The organism is Streptomyces sp. NPDC054872 (assembly GCF_053610705.1).
This window is the reverse complement of record NZ_JBSGYY010000045.1, coordinates 16,227-34,364: the sequence shown is the minus strand read 5'-3', so window position 1 is coordinate 34,364 and position 18,138 is coordinate 16,227. Positions and strand designations below refer to the sequence as shown.

General features: G+C 71.0%; 18 protein-coding genes. 13 read left to right on the top strand and 5 right to left on the bottom strand.

From position 1 onward, the window contains the following. Positions 1-16 precede the first annotated feature (16 nt). Positions 17-748, top strand: coding sequence for an SseB family protein (locus tag ACWGIH_RS37115; RefSeq protein WP_453450084.1), 732 nt, complete (start codon positions 17-19; stop codon positions 746-748). Positions 749-770: 22 nt separating this feature from the next. Here the strand turns inward: ACWGIH_RS37115 and ACWGIH_RS37110 are convergent, their stop codons facing one another. Next, positions 771-1,157: a DUF1844 domain-containing protein gene (locus ACWGIH_RS37110; RefSeq protein ID WP_451214093.1), complete on the bottom strand. Its 387-nt coding sequence runs from the start codon at positions 1,155-1,157 to the stop codon at positions 771-773. A 400-nt stretch (positions 1,158-1,557) separates the two neighbouring features. On the opposite strand from ACWGIH_RS37110, the gene infC reads away from it, so the two are divergent. From infC to ACWGIH_RS37060, 10 genes are all read left to right on the top strand, one after another. Further along, positions 1,558-2,244: a translation initiation factor IF-3 gene (gene infC / locus ACWGIH_RS37105; RefSeq protein ID WP_453450120.1), complete on the top strand. Its 687-nt coding sequence runs from the start codon at positions 1,558-1,560 to the stop codon at positions 2,242-2,244. 105 nt (positions 2,245-2,349) lie between these two features. After that, on the top strand, positions 2,350-2,544 hold the full coding sequence (rpmI, locus tag ACWGIH_RS37100; RefSeq protein ID WP_135330421.1) for a 50S ribosomal protein L35: 195 nt from the start codon (positions 2,350-2,352) through the stop codon (positions 2,542-2,544). 94 nt (positions 2,545-2,638) lie between these two features. After that, positions 2,639-3,022 (top strand): 50S ribosomal protein L20, encoded by a 384-nt coding sequence (gene rplT / locus ACWGIH_RS37095; protein WP_003970214.1) that lies wholly within the window; start codon positions 2,639-2,641, stop codon positions 3,020-3,022. Between the two features lie 170 nt (positions 3,023-3,192). Next, positions 3,193-4,038 (top strand): TrmH family RNA methyltransferase, encoded by an 846-nt coding sequence (locus ACWGIH_RS37090; protein ID WP_453450085.1) that lies wholly within the window; start codon positions 3,193-3,195, stop codon positions 4,036-4,038. A 55-nt stretch (positions 4,039-4,093) separates the two neighbouring features. Continuing rightward, the gene (locus tag ACWGIH_RS37085) at positions 4,094-5,236 is read left to right on the top strand and encodes an ATP-binding protein (RefSeq protein ID WP_453450086.1); all 1,143 of its coding nucleotides are present in this window, start codon (positions 4,094-4,096) and stop codon (positions 5,234-5,236) included. A gap of 178 nt (positions 5,237-5,414) precedes the next feature. Next, positions 5,415-6,554 (top strand): phenylalanine--tRNA ligase subunit alpha, encoded by a 1,140-nt coding sequence (pheS, locus tag ACWGIH_RS37080; RefSeq protein ID WP_453450088.1) that lies wholly within the window; start codon positions 5,415-5,417, stop codon positions 6,552-6,554. Continuing rightward, positions 6,554-9,064 (top strand): phenylalanine--tRNA ligase subunit beta, encoded by a 2,511-nt coding sequence (gene pheT / locus ACWGIH_RS37075; RefSeq protein WP_453450089.1) that lies wholly within the window; start codon positions 6,554-6,556, stop codon positions 9,062-9,064. Before pheS ends, pheT begins: the two co-directional genes overlap by 1 nt. 299 nt (positions 9,065-9,363) lie before the next feature. Further along, a complete protein-coding gene (locus ACWGIH_RS37070; RefSeq protein WP_453450090.1) occupies positions 9,364-10,410 on the top strand; it encodes a PP2C family protein-serine/threonine phosphatase in 1,047 nt (348 codons plus the stop codon). A 268-nt stretch (positions 10,411-10,678) separates the two neighbouring features. Then, a complete protein-coding gene (locus tag ACWGIH_RS37065; protein WP_453450091.1) occupies positions 10,679-12,028 on the top strand; it encodes a transcriptional regulator in 1,350 nt (449 codons plus the stop codon). Between the two features lie 133 nt (positions 12,029-12,161). Further along, positions 12,162-12,704, top strand: coding sequence for an NUDIX domain-containing protein (locus ACWGIH_RS37060; protein ID WP_160503895.1), 543 nt, complete (start codon positions 12,162-12,164; stop codon positions 12,702-12,704). Here the strand turns inward: ACWGIH_RS37060 and ACWGIH_RS37055 are convergent. Both ACWGIH_RS37055 and ACWGIH_RS37050 read right to left on the bottom strand, forming a co-directional pair. Next, positions 12,701-12,958 (bottom strand): hypothetical protein, encoded by a 258-nt coding sequence (locus tag ACWGIH_RS37055; RefSeq protein ID WP_453450092.1) that lies wholly within the window; start codon positions 12,956-12,958, stop codon positions 12,701-12,703. The genes ACWGIH_RS37060 and ACWGIH_RS37055 overlap by 4 nt on opposite strands. A gap of 199 nt (positions 12,959-13,157) precedes the next feature. Continuing rightward, entirely contained in the window at positions 13,158-14,018 is an 861-nt protein-coding gene (locus ACWGIH_RS37050) for a 3-hydroxybutyryl-CoA dehydrogenase (RefSeq protein WP_363210927.1), read from the bottom strand. 179 nt (positions 14,019-14,197) lie between these two features. On the opposite strand from ACWGIH_RS37050, the gene ACWGIH_RS37045 reads away from it, so the two are divergent. Continuing rightward, positions 14,198-15,430, top strand: coding sequence for a glycoside hydrolase family 10 protein (locus ACWGIH_RS37045; protein WP_453450093.1), 1,233 nt, complete (start codon positions 14,198-14,200; stop codon positions 15,428-15,430). Positions 15,431-15,449: 19 nt separating this feature from the next. On the opposite strand, the gene ACWGIH_RS37040 is transcribed toward ACWGIH_RS37045, so the two are convergent. Together ACWGIH_RS37040 and ACWGIH_RS37035 are read right to left on the bottom strand one after the other, a co-directional pair. Further along, entirely contained in the window at positions 15,450-15,644 is a 195-nt protein-coding gene (locus tag ACWGIH_RS37040; protein ID WP_453450094.1) for a DUF1918 domain-containing protein, read from the bottom strand. A gap of 91 nt (positions 15,645-15,735) precedes the next feature. After that, positions 15,736-16,692, bottom strand: coding sequence for a DMT family transporter (locus tag ACWGIH_RS37035; RefSeq protein ID WP_453450095.1), 957 nt, complete (start codon positions 16,690-16,692; stop codon positions 15,736-15,738). Here ACWGIH_RS37035 and ACWGIH_RS37030 point away from each other — a divergent pair. Then, entirely contained in the window at positions 16,691-18,136 is a 1,446-nt protein-coding gene (locus ACWGIH_RS37030; protein ID WP_453450096.1) for an aminotransferase-like domain-containing protein, read from the top strand. The genes ACWGIH_RS37035 and ACWGIH_RS37030 overlap by 2 nt on opposite strands. Positions 18,137-18,138: the final 2 nt, after the last annotated feature.

The following is an 18,138-nucleotide window of genomic DNA, read 5'->3' as shown; positions in this document are numbered from 1 at the left end:
CGATAGGCTCGTGACCGTGGCGAACAAGAACATCCCGGACCCCGGCTTCTCCGACGACGACGGCTCCGCCGACCCCCGGCTCACCGCGGCCCTGACCGCGTGGGCCGCGGACCGCACGGCCCACGGCCCCGTCCTGGAGGCGCTCACCGGCGCCCGGCTGCTCGTCCCCGTGGTCGCCGTACTGGGCGAGGTCGAGGAGGACGAGAACGGCCTGCGCCGCGAGAAGTCCAGCGACATGGCGGTGCCCACCCTGAAGGCGGGCGACCGCAAGGCCCTGCCCGCGTTCACGTCGACCGAGGCCCTCGCCCTGTGGGATCCGGCGGCCAGGCCGGTCGCCGTTCCCCTGCACCAGGCGCTCCAGGCCGCCGCGCACGAGCAGGCCGACACGATCGTCCTCGACCTCGCGGGACCCGTCGCCTACGAGATCAACCGGCCCGCCCTGATCGCCCTCTCCGAGGGCCGCCACACCCCGGACCCGCTCTCCGACCCCGCCGTCACGGCCGCCGTGCGCGCTTCCGTCGCCGCCGAGCCCGTCGTCCTGCGCGCCTACCTCGGCGCGGGCACCGCGGACGGCACCCTCGCGCTCGTCCTTGACCCGTCGGCGGACCCCGCCGAAGCCGCCCAGCGCGTCGCCCGGCGCATCGCGGCCGACGAAACACTGAGGGCCCGCCTGGTCAGCGGCCTCGACCTGGCACTGCTGCCTGCCGAGGCGACGCCACCGGGCGAGCCCTTCTACGTACGTCAGTGACGTACGTGACGCACGGGACCGCTCAGCCGAAGACCGGGCCCGTGTACTTCTCGCCCGGGCCCTGACCCGGCTCGTCCGGAACCTCGGACGCCTCGCGGAAGGCCAGCTGCAGCGACTTCAGGCCGTCCCGCAGCGGGGCCGCGTGGAACGAGGAGATCTCCGTGGCGCTCGCGTCCATCAGACCGGCGAGCGAGTGGATCAGCTTGCGGGCCTCGTCGAGGTCCTTGTGGCCCTCGCCGCCCTCGGCGAGACCGAGGTTCACGGCCGCGGCGCTCATCAGGTGGACGGCGACCGTGGTGATCACCTCGACCGCGGGGACGTCCGCGATGTCACGGGTCAGGGTGTCGAAGTCGGGGGAGTCGGAGGCCGGGCCGGTGGCCGACTCGGGGGTGGGGGTCGCGTCGCTCATGTCCCACACGATAAGCGGAGCCCCGCGCGGAGCGGTCCGCGGGAGTCCGCGGCAGCCCGTGGGCGCCGTTGGTTAGCCCCACCCCCGCGGAGCTGCTAACCTTGTGTAACGACCGGCCGGACACTCGCGTGCCACGCAGAGACCCGGCCCACAAGTGGAGGCTCCGCTTCCCACCTGGCCGCTCCCAGAGCGGCGGGTCACCGGTCAGGCAGCCGCAGTCCCCGAGACTATGGCAGGCCCGAGATGCGCCCCGCGATCACCGCGGAGGTGCTCCGGTAGTAATGGAGCCCCTTCCTGTGATCGGTTGGGGCATTTTTTGTGTACTCACTCGGTTGGTCGAGATAACAGACGTAACGCGGCTGTCCGCCAGACCGCCGCGTGGTGCTACCGAGGAGGATCCATCAGCGCCGAGCCCCGCATCAACGACCGGATTCGCGTTCCCGAGGTGCGACTTGTCGGTCCCAGCGGCGAGCAGGTCGGGATTGTTCCGCTTGCCAAGGCCCTGGAGCTCGCACAGGAGTACGACCTCGACCTGGTCGAGGTGGCGGCGACCGCCCGTCCGCCCGTGTGCAAGCTCATGGACTACGGGAAGTTCAAGTACGAGTCGGCCATGAAGGCCCGTGAGGCGCGCAAGAATCAGGCGCACACGGTCATCAAGGAGATGAAGCTCCGGCCGAAGATCGACCCGCACGACTATGACACCAAGAAGGGTCACGTCGTCCGGTTCCTCAAGCAGGGCGACAAGGTCAAGATCACGATCATGTTCCGTGGTCGCGAGCAGTCCAGGCCGGAACTCGGCTACCGACTGCTGCAGCGTCTCGCGAACGACGTCGAAGACCTCGGGTTCATCGAGTCGAACCCGAAGCAGGACGGCCGAAACATGATCATGGTCCTCGGTCCGCACAAGAAGAAGACCGAAGCCATGGCCGAGGCTCGCGAGGCCCAGGCGGTCCGCAAGGCGGACGCGAAGGCCAACCCGGGCCGCTCGCAGAACTCCGCCGAGGGCGAGGAGGCCGCAGAGGCTCCTGCCGAGGCTGCCGCCGAAGCGCCTGCCGAGGCCCCGGCCGAGGCTCCCGCCGAGGCCTGATCCCGGGACGCGAGTCCGGGGATCGCCAACTGACACATACGGTTCCCGGATGCCCGGTTTCACGACCGGGCATCCGAGTGCCACTGACGAGGAGAGAACGGCGCTATGCCGAAGAACAAGACGCACAGCGGTGCCAGCAAGCGCTTCAAGATCACCGGCTCCGGCAAGGTGCTCCGCGAGCGCGCCGGCAAGCGCCACCTGCTCGAGCACAAGTCGTCCCGTCTGACGCGTCGCCTCTCTGGCAACGCCGAGATGGCCCCGGGCGACGCCAAGAAGATCAAGAAGCTTCTCGGCAAGTGAGTCCGGGCGCACACCGCGCCTGAACTCTGACCGGGACCCAATCGATACCGGGTCGTGTGAGTCCAACCACGGCCCCGCTACAAGGAGTTAACAAGTGGCACGCGTCAAGCGGGCAGTCAACGCCCACAAGAAGCGTCGGGCGATCCTCGAAGCGGCCAGCGGCTACCGCGGCCAGCGTTCGCGCCTGTACCGCAAGGCCAAGGAGCAGGTCACCCACTCCCTGGTCTACAACTACAACGACCGCAAGAAGCGCAAGGGCGACTTCCGTCAGCTGTGGATCCAGCGCATCAACGCCGCTGCCCGCCAGAACGGCATGACGTACAACCGCCTCATCCAGGGTCTGAAGGCCGCCAACATCGAGGTGGACCGCAAGATCCTCGCGGAGCTCGCCGTCAACGACGCCAACGCCTTCGCGGCGCTCGTCGAGGTCGCGCAGAAGGCTCTGCCGTCGGACGTCAACGCCCCCAAGGCCGCCTGACGCTGCGCTGAGCTTGAACGTGACCGGACCCGCAAGCCTGTGGCTTGCGGGTCCGATTGCGTCCGGACTCTCGTCTGCCGTCGTCCGTCCGTTGCCGTCTGCGGGTCTGTATGTGGCCGATCGCGCAGTTCCCCGCGCCCCTTCGGGGCGCTTTCCCCGAGGTGAGTTCCATGGTTGCCGCTCCCGAGTTGATCTCCCCCAAGTCCCCTCGTGTCAGCGCCGCCCGGCGGCTGGCGAAGCGGAATTTCCGGGGCAAGGAGCAGCTGTTTCTCGCCGAGGGGCCGCAGGCCGTGCGTGAGGGCGCCGCGCACCCGGACACGCTCGTCGAGCTGTTCGCCACCGTCGAGGCCGCCGACCGGTACGCCGACATCATCGGTGAGGCCCGCGCCGCCGGTGCCCGGGTGCACCTGGCGGACGAGGACGTCATCGCCGACATCTCGACGACCGTGACGCCGCAGGGACTCGTCGGCGTCTGCCGGTTCCTGGACACCTCTTTCGACGGCATCCTGGCCGCCAGGCCCAAGCTGGTCGCCGTCCTCGCCCACGTCAGGGACCCCGGGAACGCCGGCACCGTACTGCGGTGCGCCGACGCGGCCGGGGCCGACGCCGTCGTCCTGACGGACGCCTCCGTGGATCTCTACAACCCCAAGTGCGTGCGTGCGTCGGTCGGTTCGCTGTTCCACCTGCCCGTCGCCGTCGGCGTACCCGTCGAGCGGGCCGTCCAGGGGCTCAAGGACGCGGGCGTACGGATCCTGGCCGCCGATGGAGCGGGCCAGGACGACCTCGACGACGAGCTCGACAAGGGCACCATGGGCACTCCGTCCGCCTGGGTCTTCGGCAACGAGGCCTGGGGGCTCCCGGAGGAGACCCGCGCACTCGCCGACGCCGTGGTGCGCGTTCCGATCCACGGCAGAGCCGAAAGCCTCAACCTCGCGACGGCCGCCGCGGTGTGCCTCTATGCGTCCGCCCGTGCACAGCGTGCGGCTGGAGGGTGCCGTTCCGTCACTCCCAGCTAGTAGGGTGACGGGCTCGGAGGCCTCCTGCGCCGGTCCGAGAGGTGGGGTACGGGGAATGAGCATCGGCACGAGCAGATCACCGGGAGTACAGGACATCCTGTCCACTCGCGCGGACCATGGCGCCCTCGGTGACCTCGGCGGCCTCGGTGTCGACCCGGACGACCTTCCCGACGGCCTCGTGGTCGCGGACGAGACGGGCCACGTCATCTGCTTCAACGCCGCGGCCGTGCGGATCACCGCGGTGGACGCCGGCGAGGCCCTGGGCGCACCGCTGGAACGCGCCCTTCCGTTAGAGGACCTCGAAGGCCGCCGCTGGTGGCAGCTGACCGATCCGTACGGCGGCCTCGCCACCCGCTTCGCCCAGCCCGAGCGCAATCTGCTGCTCCCCGGCGGACGTGAGGTCCTCGTCTCCGCGCGCTATGTGCGCACCGCGCCCACCGGACCCGTCCGCCGCGTCGTCGTCTCCCTCCGCGACACCGAGGCCCGCCGCCGCACCGAACGCAGCCACGCGGAACTGATCGCCACCGTCGCCCACGAGCTCCGCTCGCCCCTCACCTCCGTGAAGGGCTTCACCGCGACGCTGCTCGCCAAGTGGGAGCGCTTCACCGACGACCAGAAGAAGCTGATGCTGGAGACGGTGGACGCCGACGCCAACCGCGTCACGCGGCTCATCGCCGAACTCCTCGACATCTCCCGCATCGACTCCGGGCGGCTCGAGCTGCGCCGCCAGCCCGTCGACATCGGCGCCGCCGTGGGCCGCCACATCCAGGCCCACGTCGCCTCCGGCCAGGACGCGGACCGCTTCCTCGTCCGGATACAGCAGCCGCTGCCCGACTGCTGGGCCGACCCCGACAAGATCGACCAGGTGCTCAGCAACCTGCTGGAAAATGCCGTGCGGCACGGCGAAGGAACCGTCACCATCGACGTGGCGGCATCGCCGTCCCCGCGCGAGCAGGGCGGCGCCGAGACGGCCGTGACCGTGAGCGACGAGGGGTCCGGCATTCCGGAGGAATCGATGGGCCGCGTCTTCACCCGCTTCTGGCGGGGCAGCAAGCGCGGCGGGACGGGACTGGGCTTGTACATCGTGAAGGGCATCGTGGAAGCGCACGGCGGGACGATCACCGTCGGCCGCGCGCCCGGCGGCGGGGCCCAGTTCCGATTTACGTTGCCCGTGGGCACTCCGGCGTATCTCCTGTGACCTTCCCCGGTCACCACTGATCACCTCTGATCCGCCTGAGCACCGCCCGCGGGCTCATTCACCCGCGTCACCCCCGTTAGACTCGATCCTTGGCACGTTTGCGTCCCTGATCTGTGGACGATTCGTCTCCGAGTCGTAGACGGGGACCATCACCAGCCAACCGGAAGCACGGGAAGAGATGTCGGCACCGAACAAGTCGTACGACCCTGTTGAGGTCGAGGCACTGAAACCTGAAGAGATCGAGCGCATGCGGGACGAGGCGCTCGCCGCCTTCGCCGCCGCGGGCGACCTCGAAAAGCTCCAGGAGGCCAAGGTCGCGCACACCGGCGGCACCTCGCCGCTGGCCCTCGCCAACCGCGAGATCGGCGCGCTGCCCCCGCAGGCCAAGGCCGAGGCCGGCAAGCGCGTCGGCATGGCGCGCGGCATGGTCAGCAAGGCGCTCGCCGCCCGCCAGACCGAACTCGAGGCCGAGCGCGACGCCCGGGTGCTCGTCGAGGAGGCAGTGGACGTCACGCTGCCGTACGACCGCGTCCCGGCCGGTGCGAGGCACCCGCTGACCACGTTCATGGAGCGTGTCGCCGACGTCTTCGTCGCGATGGGCTACGAGATCGCGGAGGGCCCCGAGGTCGAGGCGGAGTGGTTCAACTTCGACGCCCTGAACTTCACCCCGGACCACCCGGCCCGGCAGATGCAGGACACCTTCTTCGTCGAGGGCCCGAAGGGCGCCAAGGACGCGGCGGGCGACGAGTCCGGTGTCGTGCTGCGCACGCACACCTCGCCCGTGCAGGCCCGCGCGCTTCTCGAACGCCGTGAGCCGCCCGTCTACATCGTCTGCCCCGGCCGCGTGTACCGCACGGACGAGCTGGACGCGACGCACACCCCGGTCTTCCACCAGATCGAGCTGCTCGCCGTGGACGAGGGCCTGACCATGGCCGACCTCAAGGGCACCCTGGACCACATGGTCCAGTCGCTCTTCGGCGCGGACATGAAGACCCGCCTGCGCCCGAACTACTTCCCGTTCACCGAGCCGTCCGCCGAGATGGACATGGTCTGCTACGTCTGCCGTGGCGAGTCCGTGGGCAACCCCGACCGCCCCTGCCGCACCTGCGGCAGCGAGGGCTGGATCGAGCTGGGCGGCTGCGGCATGGTCAACCCGAAGGTGCTCACCGCCTGCGGCGTCGACCCCCAGAAGTACAGCGGATTCGCCTTCGGGTTCGGCATCGAACGGATGCTGATGTTCCGCCACAACGTCGAAGACATGCGAGACATGGTCGAGGGTGACGTCCGGTTCACCCGGCCCTTCGGGATGGAGATCTGATGCGGGTCCCGCTTTCCTGGCTGCGGGAGTACGTCGATCTCCCCGCCACCGAGACCGGCCGTGACGTACAGGCCAAGCTGATCGAGGTCGGCCTCGAGGTCGAGACCGTCGAGCAGACCGGCACCGGCCTCACCGGCCCGCTGGTCGTCGGCAAGGTCCTCACCATCGAGGAGCTGGAGGGCTTCAAGAAGCCCATCCGCTTCTGCACCGTCGACGTCGGCTCCGCCAACGGCACCGGCGAGCCGCAGGAGATCGTCTGCGGCGCACGGAACTTCGCGGTCGGCGACAAGGTCGTCGTCGTGCTGCCCGGCGCCGTCCTGCCCGGCGACTTCAAGATCGCCGCGCGCAAGACGTACGGCAGGACCTCGCACGGCATGATCTGCTCCGGCGACGAGCTCGGCATGGGCGACGACGGAAGCGGCGGCATCATCGTCCTTCCGCCCGAGCACGAGGCCGGCACCGACGCCATCGAGCTGCTCGAACTGGTCGACGAGGTCCTGGACATCGCCGTCACGCCCGACCGCGGATACGCGCTCTCGATGCGCGGTGTCGCCCGCGAGGCCGCCATCGCGTACGGCCTGCCGCTGCGCGACCCCGCGCTCCTTGACGTGCCCGCGCCGAACGCCTCCGGCTACCCGGTCAAGATCTCCGACCCGATGGGCTGCGACCGCTTCACCGCGCGCACGGTCACGGGCCTCAAGCCCGAGGCCCGCTCGCCGATCTGGCTGCAGCGCCGCCTGCAGAAGGCGGGCATGCGCCCGATCTCGCTCGCCGTCGACATCACCAACTACGTGATGCTGGAGCTCGGCCAGCCCCTGCACGCCTACGACCGCTCCCGCATCCAGGGCACGATCGGTGTCCGCCGTGCCGAGCAGGGCGAGAAGTTCACGACGCTCGACGGCGCCAAGCGCGTCCTCGACGCCGAGGACCTGGTCATCACCGACGACCGCGGCCCCATCGGCCTCGCGGGCGTCATGGGCGGCGCCAACACCGAGATCGCCGACCACGAAGAGGCGGCCGGCACCACGGACGTCGTCATCGAGGCCGCGCACTTCGACGCGATCTCCATCGCCCGCACGGCCCGCCGCCACAAGTTGCCCTCCGAGGCGGCCAAGCGCTTCGAGCGCGGCGTCGACCCGCAGGCCGCGTCCGCCGCCGCGCAGCGCACGGTGGATCTCCTCGTGCTGCTCGCGGGAGGTACGGCCGAGGCCGGCGTGACCGAGGTCATCGCGCCCTCCGCGCCGCACACCATCGCCATGCCCGCCGATCACCCGGACAAGGTCGCCGGTGTGGAGTACGGCCGCGAGACCGTCGTGCGCCGCCTCCAGGAAGTCGGCTGCGACGTCTACGGCCAGGACGCCCTGACCGTCACCGTGCCGTCCTGGCGTCCCGACCTCGCCGAGCCGAACGACCTCGCCGAAGAGGTCATCCGCCTGGAGGGGTACGAGAACCTCCCCTCGACGCTGCCCAAGCCCCCCGCGGGCCGCGGCCTGACCGACAGGCAGCGGCTGCACCGCCGCGTCGGCCGCGCCCTCGCCGGCGGCGGTTTCGTCGAGGCGCCGAACTACCCCTTCATCGGCGAGCAGGTCTTCGACCAGCTGGGTCTTGAGCCCGGTGACCCCAAGCGCCGGGTCGTGAAGCTGGTCAACCCGCTCTCCGACGAGGAGCCCGCTCTCCGTACGACGCTGCTGCCGGGCCTGCTCGGCGCGCTGCGCCGCAACGAAGGCCGCGGCAGCCACGACCTGGCGCTCTTCGAGACGGGCCTGGTCTTCCAGCCCCGCGCCGAAGCCCGGGTCGCGGTCCGGCTGCCCGTCGACCGCCGTCCCACGGACGAGGAGATCGCCTCCCTGACCGAGGCGCTCCCCGTGCAGCCACGGCACGCCGCCGTCGTCCTCGCGGGCGCCCGCGAGCAGGCCGGCTGGTGGGGCAAGGGCCGGCCGTCCGAGTGGGCCGACGCGATCCAGGCCGCCCGCGTCCTGGCCGCCGAGTCGGGCACCGAACTGCTTGTGCGCCAGGGCCAGTACGGGCCGTGGCACCCGGGCCGGTGCGCCGAGCTCGTGGTCCTGGTCGACGGAGCGGAGCAGGTGATCGGGCACGCGGGTGAGCTGCACCCGCGCGTCGTCAAGGCGCTCGGTCTGCCCGCGCGCACCTGCGCGATGGAGCTGGACCTCGACCGTCTGGAAGAGGCGGGGACCGGCGTCCCGCAGGGCCCGAAGATCTCCACCTTCCCGGTCGCCACCCAGGATGTCGCGCTCGTCGTCGACGGGGGCGTGCCCGCCGCCGACGTGGAGAAGGTGCTGCGCGAGGGCGCGGGTGAACTCCTCGAGTCCATCCGGCTGTTCGACGTCTTCGAGGGCGAGCAGATCGGCGAGGGCAAGAAGTCCCTGGCGTACGCGCTGCGCTTCCGCGCGGCCGACCGCACGCTGACCGTCGACGAGGCCTCCGCGGCCCGGGACGCGGCCGTCGCCCTGGCGGCCGAGCGGACCGGCGCGGTGCTGCGCGGAGCCTAGTCACCGCCCGTAGTCGTCGCCAGGCGCACAAGGGGCGCAAAGAAGGGCGTATCCGGACCTCCGGATACGCCCTTCACTCGTTTGAGTGACAAGTAAGGCCTCTCTGGTCCGATCGGCTCATACGGTCGACAGAATCGGTGCGGCCGCAGGGCCTTGATCTGTCCGGCCTGTGCGGTCCGCACGCTGAACAGGGCCGTAGGGGGGCCGTCGGCATGATCCGTATCAGGGCTGGAGATCCCCGGCGGGCGCTGCTCCGGGCGAGGAACCGGGCCAGGCTCCGGGCGAAGGCCGGGACGAGGGTGTCCCGTGTGGATCCGCCGCGTATCCGGCGCGTCCTCACGCTCGGCCTTCCCACGGTGTGGGGCGCGGCCGCGATCACGTACAAACTCTTCTGCCCGCTCGCCCAGCAGGACGGCCTGGGGGCCCGGATCGTCACCAGCGTGGTCTTCTTCGCGGTCGGCACCGGTCTGATATTGCAGGTTCGCGGCACCCTGCTGCGGGAGCTGCGTCAGCTACGGGAGGTCGCGGCCACCGCGCAGAACGTCCTGCTCCGCCCGCTGCCGCCGCGCGTCGAGGGCCTCACGGTCGCGGCCGCGCGGCTCTCCGCGTCACGCGGCGCCTCGGTCGGCGGGGATCTGTACGAGGTGATGGCCACCGAGCACGGCGTCCGGGTGGTCATGGGCGATGTGCGCGGGCACGGCCTGACCGCCGTCGGTACGGCCGCCGCGGTGCTCGGCAGCTTTCGCGAGGCGGCGCACGAGGAGGCGGAACTGCCGCACGTGCTGCGGAAGTTGGAGCGTTCGCTGGAGCGGCATCTGCGGGAGCGGTCGCGTGCCGAGCACCCGGCGTACGGGGCTCCGGCGCCGGAGAGTCCGCCGGCCGAGGAGTTCGTCACCGTACTGCTGATGGAGATCGGTCCCGAAGGCGAGCTGACCGCGCTCAACTGCGGTCACCCCTGGCCGTACCGCCTGAGCGGACGCGCCGAGCAGGTCTCCGACGGGGATCCGCTGCCGCCGCTCGGACCCTTTCCGCTCCCCGCCGAACTGCCTCTGCTGCGCTGCGGGCCGCTCCTGCCCGGGGAGGCGCTCGCCCTGCACACGGACGGCATGGAGGACGCGCGGGACACGGCCGGACGTTTCTTCCCGCTCCAGGCGGCGCTCACCGAAGCGGTGCGGGTTCCGCCGGTCGCGCCCCAGACGGTGATCCGCGCGGTGTACGCCCAACTCGCACGCCACGCGGGGCGGTTGCCCACCGACGACGCCGCGCTGTTGGTCCTGCGGAACGACCGCCGACGCGTGCCGGTGCAGCAGGGGGAGACGGTGCGCCGGCAGAGCACCATGACGTGACGCACCGTCAGCCTGCGCCGGCCTCGCGCCGCCCGGCCCCGCCTGTAGGTGTCGGGCAGACGGCGGGGCCGGGCGGCGCCGGTGTGGGCCGCCGTACTTTTCGAGGGGGAGCCGGCGGCCCGGCCGGCCTCCTTGTGAGGAATCTCAGTCAAGCGTGACGGGAGTGACGACGGCAGAGCGCACACCCCCCGGATTCGGGCGTTCCGTTCACACCCCGTGTGAAGACACCTCTACTACGCTGGCCACACCGAGTCACCGGAGGGCCTCCATGCAGCCCAATACCCTGCTCGACGCGATCCTCGACGAGGCGGGAATCTCTCACGCGGGCCTGGCTGCCCACGTCAATCAGGCGGGCAAGAGGCGCGGCCTCGCCCTGCGGTACGAACACACCGCCGTGTCACGGTGGTTGAAGGGCCAGCGCCCGCGCGGCCAGGTGCCCGACCTGATCTGCGAGGTGCTGGCGGGGCGACTCCAGCGCACCGTCACCCTCGACGACATCGGCCTCGGAGTGCCGGGCCTGCCGGCCGTCGGGCACCACTCCATGGCCTCGACGCTCTCCGGGTTCGTGGAACGGGCCACGGCCTTGTGGCGCTCGGACGAACAGCAGCGCCCCCACCTCCTCGGCGCCCCCGCGGTCACGGGAACACCCGCGGTGATGCCGGTCTGGGAGTGGGAGAACCCGCCCGAGGACGTGGATGTCTCGCGTGGCGGCAGGCACCAGGTGAGCACGGCCGACATCGACATGATGCGCGCGGCCCGCGCCCACTACGAGCAGATGTACCGCAAGACCGGCGGCGTAGCGACCCGCACCCGCATAGTTGGCTTCCTCAACGCCGAGGCCGCGCCGCTGCTGCGCGGCAGCTACACGGACGAGACGGGGCGCCAACTGCACAGATCCACCGGCGGGTTGGTGGCCATCGCGGGGATCTGTGCCTACGACTCGGACGCGCACGGCCTGGCCCAGCGCTATTTCCACCAGGCGCTGCGTCTGGCAAAGGCCAGCGGGGATCGGGGACTTGGCGCCTACGTCATCGCGCTCCTCGTCAACCAGTCGCTGTTCATGCGCGAGTACCGCCAGGCGGTGGCCTTCGCGGAGGCCGCGCTGCGCGCCGCGGGGCGCGAGCTCACCCCGGCCCTGGCCTCCGATCTCTACGCCATGCAGGCCAAGTCGTACGCACACCTGGGCGACGGCAGCAGCGCGCTGTCGTGCATCCGGCGTGCGGAGGTCGCGGCGGATCGCATCCGGCGTGGGCGCGAGCCGGACGAAACCGGCTATGTCCAGCCCGGACTCGTCAACGTACAAGTGGCGGAGGCTCTGCTCAGCCTCGGCGACCTCTCGGGGGCGTACGAACACGCGGCTGCGGCGGTGGACACTCCGGCGCACGACAGGGGCCGGGTCCATCGGCTCGCCATGCTCAGCCAGATCGAACTGCGCCAGGGGAACACCGACGAGGCGGTGGCCACGGCGGTGGAAATGGCAGAACAGGCACGGGGGATGGAGTCCCAACGGCTGCGCGACCGGCTGCGGGCCGTGCGGGAACATCTGGTGCGCAGCGATTGCGCGGGCACGGCCGAGGCGGCCGAACTCATCGACGGGGCGCTGCGCGTACCCCTGTGATGCGCGCCGCGCGTACGACGGCGTCGGCCGTGGCGAGCCCTGACGAGCGCTGAACCCGGGCGTCGTCCACACGCTGCTCTGAACACCCTCCTGCTGCGATATTGCCATCTACTCGGCGGAAGGTGGCAGAACCGTGCAGTGGACGAAACAAAGCGAACAAACTGTGTATGGAAATCGATGGTTCACGGTCAATTTGGCAGATGTGGAGCTGCCCGACGGCCGGCACCTCGATCACTTCCTGATACGGCTGCGGCCCGTCGCCGTGGCCACCGTCGTCAATGAGGCCAACGAGGTGCTGCTGCTCTGGCGGCACCGCTTCATCACCGACAGCTGGGGCTGGGAACTCGCGGCCGGAGTCGTCGAGGACGGGGAGGATCTCGCGTATGCGGCCGCCCGGGAAATGGAGGAGGAGACCGGCTGGCGGCCGGGCCCGTTACGACACCTGATGAGTGTCGAGCCGTCCAATGGGCTCACCGATGCCAGACACCACATCTACTGGTCCGACGAGTGCACCTACATCGGTCATCCCGAGGACGACTTCGAGTCCGACCGCCGTGAATGGGTCCCACTCAAACTCGTCCCTGACATGGTGGCCCGCGGGGAAGTACCCGCCGCCAATATGGCGGCGGCCCTACTTCTCCTGCACCACCTGCGTCTTGGCCAGGACGCGCACTAACGGCCGATGGCCTGCCAGATCGCCACGGCGAGCGCACCTATCGCAGTGAGGGCGACAAGGGCGGGCAGCGGCCAGCGAGTGTGCTCCAGTGCGGTGATCCTTACGGTCAGCTCGTCCTGGTTCTTGGCGCTCTGTTCATCGTGTTGGGTGAGCAACGCGAGCTGTCCGTCGACGCGGGCGAGGCCCACGTCCAAGCTGCGGCGTAACTCGGCGAGTTCCTCGGGGACCACGCGAAGTTCGGGGTCGGCGGTCACAAGTCCGTTCCTCTCTGTAGCTGTCCATCCCCCTGATGCGCACGGAAAGTCAACTCTCCTGGTGGCCAGGACGGGAGAGTGTGCGAAGGGCATATGCGAGCCCATCGCGCACACGGTGTGTGAACGCCGCGGGCCCGGCACTCGATCGAGTGCCGGGCCCGTGTGCGGTGCGAACTTCTGGATGCCGGTGTGAGCGGCGTCAGCCGTACGGGTAGAAGCCCGAGCCGGACTTGCGGCCGAGCCTTCCCGCGTCCACCATCCGCTGGAGCAGCGGGGGAGCGGCGTACAGCGGCTCCTTGTACTCGGCGTACATGCTGTCCGCGACCGAGGCGACGGTGTCGAGGCCGATCAGGTCCGCGAGCTTGAGCGGACCCATCGGGTGGGCGCAGCCCATCTCCATGCCGTTGTCGATGTCCTCGCGGCTCGCGATGCCCGACTCGAACATCCGGATCGCGGAGAGCAGGTACGGGATGAGCAGCGCGTTGACCACGAAGCCCGAGCGGTCCTGGGCGCGGATCGCGTGCTTGCCGAGCACCTTCTCGACCATGGACTGCGCGCGGCTGATCGTGCCCTCGGACGTCGTGAGCGCGGGGATCAGCTCGACGAGCTGCTGCACCGGTGCCGGGTTGAAGAAGTGGATGCCGATGACCGCGTCGGGGCGGGACGTCGCGACGGCCAGCTTCACCAGCGGGATGGAGGAGGTGTTGGAGGCGAGGATCGCGTCCTGCCGGGTCACCACCTGGTCGAGCACCTGGAAGATCTCGGTCTTGACCGCCTCGTTCTCGACGACCGCCTCGATGACGAGGTCGCGGTCGGAGAACTCCCCGAGGTCGGTCGTGAAGCTGAGACGCGCGAGCGTCTCGTCGCGCTCCTCCTCCGAGATCTTGCCGCGCTCGGCGGCCTTGGAGAGGGAGTTGTAGAGCCGGGTGCGGCCGATCTCCAGGGCCTCGCCGGTGGTCTCCGCGACCATCACGTCCAGTCCGGAGCGGGCGCAGACCTCCGCGATCCCGGCGCCCATCTGGCCACAGCCCACTACTCCGACGCGTGCGATGTCGGGCATAGAGTCGGTCACCTCGTGCCTTTCGCTGATCAACGGGCGGGCAGTCCCCCGTTTGGATGCGGTGTCTGCCCCAGCGGTGAACGTTACCGCCGAACCTCAGGTGCATGACGTGCCGGGTCGGGCATGCTGTCCGTTACAAGCAGCTGTTCCGGCGGATACGCAGGCCAGGGGGCGAGCGGATGAGGCGTATGTCACGCCGAGGTTTCACGATTGCGGCAGCCGCGATGGTGGCGGGTCTCACAGCCGCGGGAGACGCGGCAGCCGTGCCCGGGAGGGCACCTGCACGCCGCGAGCTGCGGGGCATGTGGCTGGCGACCGTCGCCAACCGCGACTGGCCGTCGAAGCCCGGACTCACGGCGGCCGAGCAGCGCGCCGAGCTGATCGGTCACCTCGACACGGCGGTACGGCGCCGGCTGAACGCCGTGATCTTCCAAGTGCGGCCCACCGCCGACGCGTTGTGGCCATCGCCGTACGAACCGTGGGCGGAGTGCCTCACCGGCGTCCAGGGCAAGCACCCCGGCTGGGACCCGCTGGGCACGGCCGTGGCCGAGGCGCACCGCAGGGGCCTTGAACTGCACGCCTGGTTCAACCCCTTCCGCATCGCCAACCACACGGACCCCTCGCGGCTCGTCCCGACGCACCCGGCGCGGCTGCACCCCGACTGGGTCGTGCCGTACGGCGGGAAGCTCTACTACAACCCGGGCCTGCCCGAGGTGCGGCGCTTCGTCCAGGACGCGATGCTCGACGCCCTGCGCCACTACGCCATCGACGCGGTGCACTGGGACGACTACTTCTACCCGTATCCGGTCGCCGGGCAGGTCTTCGACGACGACGACGCCTTCGCCCGCTACGGCGGTGGCTTCACGGACCGGGCCGCCTGGCGGCGCGACAACATCGACCGCCTGGTGCGCGAGATGGCGGTGCGCGTGAAGAAGGTGCGCAAGCACGCGCAGTTCGGGATCAGCCCGTTCGGGGTCTGGCGCAACGCCTCGACCGATCCGCTCGGTTCGGACACCCAGGCCGGGGTGCAGACCTACGACAACCTGCACGCCGACACCCGCGGCTGGGTCAAGAAGGGCTGGCTCGACTACATCTGCCCGCAGCTCTACTGGAACATCGGCTTCACCGTCGCCGACTACGGCAAGCTGCTGCCCTGGTGGGCCGATGTCGTCGAGGACACGGGCGTGCGCCTGTACGTGGGGGAGGCCCTCTACAAGGCGGGCGATCCCGCGCAGCCCGCCGCCTGGCAGGACCCCGCGGAGCTGTCCCGCCACCTCACGTACGCCAAGGGATTCCCGCAGGCGCGCGGACACGTGTACTTCTCGGCGAAGGAAGTGGGCGTGGACAAGATCGGAGCGATGGCGCGCGTGGTGGCCGACCACTACCCGAAGGCGGCCAAGCCACCCCGCTGACGGAGTCCCGCGTCCGGGGCTACGAGGCCGGGTCCTGGTGCCGTACGACGGTGTCGGGGCCCGGTGACATGACCGTCTCGTGGCCGTCCTCGAGGCGCACGCGGTACGGCGGGCCGCCGTCCGTGCCGAGCACCTCGACGACCTCCGCGATCCGGTCGTGCTGGCCCACGACCCTGCCGTGGACCACCAGCTTGTCGCCTACGGTTGCACGCATCTGGAGCGACCTCCTCGTCCCACCCTGCGGTTGCTTTCCGTGGCCGTCAGTCTACGTCGGGTGCCGGGACCCGGGGCCTAGTCGTCGGCCCCTAGCCGCGCGCCCGCTGGGTGACCGCGATGCACACGAGGACGGCGGCGGCGGTCAGGGGCGCGGCGATCGTGAGGTGCTCGCCGAGCAGGAACACCGACCAGACCAGCGTGAGCAGCGGCTGCGCCAGCTGGAGCTGGCTGGCCTTGGGCACGCCGATCGCGGCCATGCCGCGGTACCAGACGACCAGGCCGAGGAACTGCGAGCCGATGGCGGCGTAGAGCAGTCCGGCGGTGCTGTGCCCGGTGAGCTGGAAGGGCTCGTGCTGGAGGGCGACGGCCGCCCCCGCCACGGCGAGCGGCAGGCACAGGACCAGCGCCCAGCCGATGACCTGCCAGCCCGGCATCTCGCGGGCGAGGCGGCCGCCCTCGGTGTAACCGGCCGCGCAGATCAGGAGCGAGGCGAAGAGGTACAGGTCGGCGGTGGACAGGTCGCCGCCGCTCTGCTGGACGGTGAACGCGATCACCGCCGCCGCGCCGGTGAGGGCGGCGGCCCAGAAGGTCCGCGAGGGCCGCGCGCCGGTGCGCAGCGCCGAGAACACGGCGGTCGTCAGTGGGAGCAGGCCGACGACGACGGCCGCGTGGGCGGTGGTGGAGGTCTGCAGGGCGAGCGTGGTGAGCAGCGGGAAGCCGACGACGACCCCGGCGGCGACGACCGCGAGCCCGGCCCAGTGGCGGCGGTCTGGCAGCGGGATGCGCAGGGCGAGCAGGGCGCCGCCCGCGATGACCGCGCTCAGGACGCAGCGCAGGGCCACGAACGTCCAGGGGCCGATGCCCTCGAGCCCCCAGGCGGTGGCGGGGAAGGTGAGCGAGAAGGCGATGACGCCGAGCGCGGCCATGACGGTGCCCGCTCGGCGTGAGCTGTGCTGCGAAGGCCCTGCGGCGGTGGCGGGGGCGGCGGCTGGGGCGGTGGTGACCGCTATCCGGCTCGGGCGAGTAGCGCTATCCTGTGCTGTCATGCATGAGGGTAGCAGCGTCGCTGAGTTGGCCAAACGGTTGCGGGACGAGTTGGACCGCTACTCTCCAGGTGGAAAGCTGCCGTCGAGCCGGGCGCTGGTCGACCGGTTCAGGGTGAGCCCGGTGACCGTGTCGCGGGCCCTGGGGCAACTGGCCGCCGAGGGCCTTGTCGTCTCCCGGCCCGGCGCCGGTGTCTTCCGCGCCGAACCGCAGGCCACCGCGGCGCCGACGGGGGACACCTCGTGGCAGGAGGTGTCGCTGAGCGCCGACGCGGCGACGGAGCTGGTGCCGCGCGCGGTGGACGCCTCCGGGGTCCTGGTCACGCTCGCGGCGCCCTCGCACGGCGTCGTCGAGTTCAACGGGGGCTATCTGCATCCCTCGCTGCAGCCCGAGCGCGCGATGGCGGCGGCCCTCGCCCGGGCGGGGCGGCGGCCCGGGGCGTGGGGGAGGCCGCCGATCGACGGTCTTCCCGAGCTGCGGGAGTGGTTCGCACGGGGCATCGGCGGCGCGATCACGGCCGCCGAGGTGCTGATCACCGCGGGCGGCCAGAGCGGGCTCACCACGGCGCTGCGGGCGCTCGCCCCGCCGGGCGCGCCCGTCCTGGTCGAGTCGCCGACGTATCCCGGCATGCTGGCCATCGCCCGCGCGGCGGGGCTGCGGCCGGTTCCGGTGCCGGTGGACGTGGACGGCGTACGCCCGCAACTGCTCGCCGCGGCGTTCAAGGCCACGGGGGCGAGGGTGTTCGTCTGCCAGCCGCTGTTCCAGAACCCGACGGGGGCGGTGCTCTCGGCGGAGCGCCGACCGGAAGTGCTGCGGATCGCGCGCGAGGCCGGGGCCTTCGTCATCGAGGACGACTTCGTGCGCCGTCTCGTCCATGCGGACGCCGGGCCGTTGCCCAGGCCCCTGCAGGCCGACGATCCCGACGGCGTCGTCGTGCACGTCTGCTCGCTCACCAAGGCCACGTCGCCGAGCTTCCGGGTGAGCGCGCTCGCCGCGCGCGGACCGGTCCTCGAACGGCTGCGCGCGATCCAGGTCGTCGACCACTTCTTCGTGCCGAGACCGCTTCAGGAGGCGGCGCTCGAACTGGTCGGTTCCCCGGCCTGGCCGCGCCATCTGCGCAACGTGGCAGTCGAGTTGAAGGACCGCAGGGACGCGATGGCCGCCGCCCTCCGCCTGCACCTGCCCGAACTCGCCCTGCCGCACATCCCCGCGGGCGGCTACCTCCTGTGGCTGCGCCTGCCCGACGGCACGGACGAGACGGCCCTGGCGGGAGCGGCGCTGCGCGCGGGCGTCGCGGTGGCCCCCGGCCGCCCGTACTTCGCGGCCGAACCCCCGGCGGCGTACCTGAGGATGAGCTTCGCCGCGGTCGCCGGGCTCGGGGAGATCGCCGAGGGGGTACGCAGGCTGCGAGGGGCGTGCGACGAGGTGTGGGGCACCGCCCGCTGAGG

Excerpts from the sequence above, each read along its gene's own strand:
- ACWGIH_RS37110 (WP_451214093.1), bottom strand. The coding sequence starts at position 1,157 with ATGAGCGACGCGACCCCCACCCCCGAGTCGGCCACCGGCCCGGCCTCC.
- rpmI (WP_135330421.1), top strand. The coding sequence starts at position 2,350 with ATGCCGAAGAACAAGACGCACAGCGGTGCCAGCAAGCGCTTCAAGATC.
- ACWGIH_RS37090 (WP_453450085.1), top strand. The coding sequence starts at position 3,193 with ATGGTTGCCGCTCCCGAGTTGATCTCCCCCAAGTCCCCTCGTGTCAGC.
- ACWGIH_RS37085 (WP_453450086.1), top strand. The coding sequence starts at position 4,094 with ATGAGCATCGGCACGAGCAGATCACCGGGAGTACAGGACATCCTGTCC.
- pheS (WP_453450088.1), top strand. The coding sequence starts at position 5,415 with ATGTCGGCACCGAACAAGTCGTACGACCCTGTTGAGGTCGAGGCACTG.
- pheT (WP_453450089.1), top strand. The coding sequence starts at position 6,554 with ATGCGGGTCCCGCTTTCCTGGCTGCGGGAGTACGTCGATCTCCCCGCC.
- ACWGIH_RS37065 (WP_453450091.1), top strand. The coding sequence starts at position 10,679 with ATGCAGCCCAATACCCTGCTCGACGCGATCCTCGACGAGGCGGGAATC.
- ACWGIH_RS37050 (WP_363210927.1), bottom strand. The coding sequence starts at position 14,018 with ATGCCCGACATCGCACGCGTCGGAGTAGTGGGCTGTGGCCAGATGGGC.
- ACWGIH_RS37045 (WP_453450093.1), top strand. The coding sequence starts at position 14,198 with ATGAGGCGTATGTCACGCCGAGGTTTCACGATTGCGGCAGCCGCGATG.
- ACWGIH_RS37040 (WP_453450094.1), bottom strand. The coding sequence starts at position 15,644 with ATGCGTGCAACCGTAGGCGACAAGCTGGTGGTCCACGGCAGGGTCGTG.
- ACWGIH_RS37030 (WP_453450096.1), top strand. The coding sequence starts at position 16,691 with ATGCATGAGGGTAGCAGCGTCGCTGAGTTGGCCAAACGGTTGCGGGAC.
- ACWGIH_RS37035 (WP_453450095.1), bottom strand. The coding sequence starts at position 16,692 with ATGACAGCACAGGATAGCGCTACTCGCCCGAGCCGGATAGCGGTCACC.